Raw genomic sequence first — 3,322 nt, 5'->3', positions numbered from 1 at the left:
AATGTCAACGGCCGTTGCCTCGCGCGCGGAAGCAGAAGTATCCGCCGAAGCCGCCCCGCCTCCGGCTTTAGCCGCTGTTGTGACGGCGGGGCAACACCCGACGCCCGGCCTTCTCTGGGAAACGGGGGCTGACGGGGAGCTTAAGGTCTCGCTGGGCCGCCTGCGCTGGGGCATTAGGGGGTTATCTTCCGTGAAAGCGGGCGCGGTGGTCATGAAGCTCAATGCGCAGGTCATTGATACCCAAAGCGGCGTGATGTTCCTGGATGGCGTTGACCTGATGAGCGCACGCAGCCGTCAGGGGTATGCCCGTATGGCGGCAACCGAGCTGGGGCTGGCTGAGGGAGATATTCGCCGGGCACTGGGGCAGGTGTTACTGGCCGTTGAGCAGTGGCAGCAGCAGGCAGAGATGGCAGCTGAACAGAAAACCCCGGAGATGAACGACGCCGAGCGGGCCGCCGCGCTGGCGTTGCTGCAAGACCCGAATCTGACGGCGCGTATCACCGCGGATTTAGCCGCCTGCGGGGTGGTGGGAGAATCCACTAACCTGCTGGCCGGCTATCTGGCCGCAGTGAGCCGCAAGCTCGCCAAACCGCTGGCCGTGCTGATACAGAGCAGCAGCGCGGCAGGCAAATCGTCCTTAATGGAGGCGGTACTCAATCTGATACCCCCGGAAGAACGGGTGCAATACAGCGCCATGACAGGGCAGAGCCTGTTTTATCTGGGCGACACCAACCTGCAACACAAGATACTGGCAATCGCCGAAGAAGAAGGCGTACGGCAGGCGGCCTATGCGCTCAAGCTGCTGCAAAGCGACGGCGAACTGACCATTGCCAGCACCGGCAAGGACGAAGCGACGGGCAACCTTGTCACCAAAAGCTACACGGTCAAAGGCCCGGTCATGCTGATGCTGACCACCACTGCCATCGATGTAGACGAAGAGCTGTTGAATCGCTGTCTGGTGCTGACCATCAACGAATCGCGTGAGCAGACGGAAGCTATCCATGCGTTGCAGCGCCACCAACAAACCCTTGAGGGGTTGCTGGCTGACAATGAACGGAACTATCTCACCACGCTGCACCAGAACGCCCAGCGGCTGCTGCGTCCGTTGAATGTGGTCAATCCGTATGCGTCGCAACTGACCTTTATGTCAGACAAGACCCGCACGCGCCGTGACCATATGAAATACCTGACCTTAATCCAGAGCATCGCCCTGCTGCACCAGCACCAGCGGGAAGTCAAAACCGCCGGGCATCGCGGGCAAACCCTTGAGTATATCGAGGTCACCAAAAACGATATCCGGCTGGCGAACAGCCTTGCGCATGACATCTTAGGCCGGACGCTCGACGAGATGCCGCCGCAAACGCGCAGGCTGTTGTTGCTGATACAAGGCTGGGTCAGGGAAAGCGGGCAGCCGCGCCATGACATGTTGTTTACCCGCAAAATGCTGCGTGATGCGGTCCAGTGGGGCGATACCCAGCTGAAAATCCACCTCTCACGGCTGGTTGAAATGGAGTACCTGCTGCTGCACCGGCGCGGACTGACGTTCATCTATGAGCTGCTGTTCGACGGAGAAGACAGCGACGCCGCACACCTGAGCGGGCTGATAGTGCCCTGAATAGCGCAGTATGAAATCGCCCGGTCGGGGTAAGGCGTTAAGCAGTCGCCTGCTGGTCGGCATCAGGTCGGCATCAGGTCGGCAGGCGGTCGGGTGACAAGTATCAACGCAAAGTCAGGCACAACAAGGCTTCACAGCAAAGTGGTCGGGTTCAGCAAAAAATCACTGTTCCGACAGGACAGAATAAAAAAACCGTAGCATACCGACAGAACTCCCATCAGAGGCAGACGATGGAAACACAACCTACCCTTCACCGACATGACACACAGGAAAAACTTATGCAGACACAACACGACGTGACCCTTGCCACACTGCGCCAGCTTCTTGAGGCGTATTTGGAAATCCGCACGGTCAGCGGGCACAGTCTCAGCACGGTGTCCAACTACCGGGACGCCCTGACGCCTTTCGTGGACTGGTGTGAGCAGCGGTCGGTCTGTCACGCGCCGCAGGTGAGCTTAACGGTACTCGAAAGCTGGCAGCGTTATCTTCGCCATTATTGCAAGGCCGATGGCGAGCACTACAGCAACAACAGCCAGTTACAACGGCTGACCATGATACGGGTCTGGTTCCGCTGGTTATTACAGCGCCACCATATCCTGTATAACCCGGCGGAGCAGCTTGTTATCCCCAAAGCCGAGCGGCGTCTGCCCGCTCAGGTGTTGAGTGAAACAGAGACAGACCAGGTACTGACGAGTCTCGACGCACAGACCCCGCTAAAACTGCGCAACCGGACGATACTGGAAGTGTTTTGGAGTACCGGCATCCGGCGCATGGAGCTGATTAACCTGCGGCTGGGCGACATTGACAGGCATCGCGGGGTACTGGTCGTGCGGCAGGGCAAGAATCGGCAGGACCGGGTTGTGCCAATAGGCACGCGGGCACTGCACTGGCTGGAGCGGTATCTGGATCACGTACGCTCGCATCTGGCGTGGAAACATGACAGCGGGCACGTGTTTATCACCCGTAAGGGCAAACCTCTGGCCCGTACCACGCTGACACTGATGGTAGGCAAAACCATCCGTGAGGAAGCAAAGCTCAACAAACCCGGTGCCTGTCATCTGTTCCGGCATTCGATGGCAACGCAGATGCTGGAAAACGGCGCAGATACGCGCCACATTCAAGCGCTGCTGGGACACAGGAAACTGGAAACTACCCAAATCTATACGCGGGTGGCAATCGGTCACTTAAAGAAAGTGCATGAGCGGACGCACCCGGCAGAACGGCAAACACCGTCAGACGATAAGCAGGCCGATAATAGTGATAAGCCGGACAGCCCGAAGCTGGACTGAACGCCCTGCGTTGCCGGACCGTCTTTAATGTTAGCCGGTTCCCTGTGAGCGCGTGGGGTGCAGTGAAAGGCAGACTGCGCGCATCCCTGCGCACAGACTGCCTCCCTACCTTCGGCGTACCGGCGGTAAATGGTGGCCGCCCGGCGTTAAACCGCCGCGTCCTCTGTCAGCACCGCTGCCGGTCAGCCACCAATGAACATAATGTGGCATTAAGCGCAATGGGCCTGAACGGCCCACAACGCTTAACAAAACATTATGTCGGTGCCGCCCACCCAAGGGCGCTGCGCGGTTACCTCAGCCCCGGTGCGCGGCTGGCCGCCGGGTGGAGCTTCTTAGCCCCCGTGGCGCGCAAGGCGGACGCCTTCCGCTGTCAGCCGCAGTGCAAAATCCCACCGCCGCAGTCGCCGCCGTCCCTGGC

General features: G+C 59.5%; 2 protein-coding genes. Both read left to right on the top strand.

Going from position 1 to position 3,322, the window contains the following annotated elements:
• Positions 1-1,615: MTBMA_p00010-related P-loop-containing protein (locus SLS51_RS22705; protein WP_500690695.1), on the top strand; the 1,615-nt coding region annotated here is incomplete at its 5' end.
• 230 nt (positions 1,616-1,845) lie between these two features.
• Positions 1,846-2,904, top strand: coding sequence for a site-specific tyrosine recombinase XerC (xerC, locus tag SLS51_RS22700; RefSeq protein WP_323840765.1), 1,059 nt, complete (start codon positions 1,846-1,848; stop codon positions 2,902-2,904).
• Positions 2,905-3,322: the final 418 nt, after the last annotated feature.

This window comes from Photorhabdus africana, assembly GCF_035181445.1.
Classification (GTDB): Bacteria; Pseudomonadota; Gammaproteobacteria; order Enterobacterales; family Enterobacteriaceae; genus Photorhabdus; species Photorhabdus laumondii.
The sequence above is the reverse complement of the archived record's forward strand: the minus strand, read 5'-3'. Positions and strand labels throughout refer to the sequence as shown.

What these genes read in the sequence shown, in the direction of transcription:
- xerC (WP_323840765.1), top strand. Translation starts at nt 1,846, where the DNA reads ATGGAAACACAACCTACCCTTCACCGACATGACACACAGGAAAAACTT.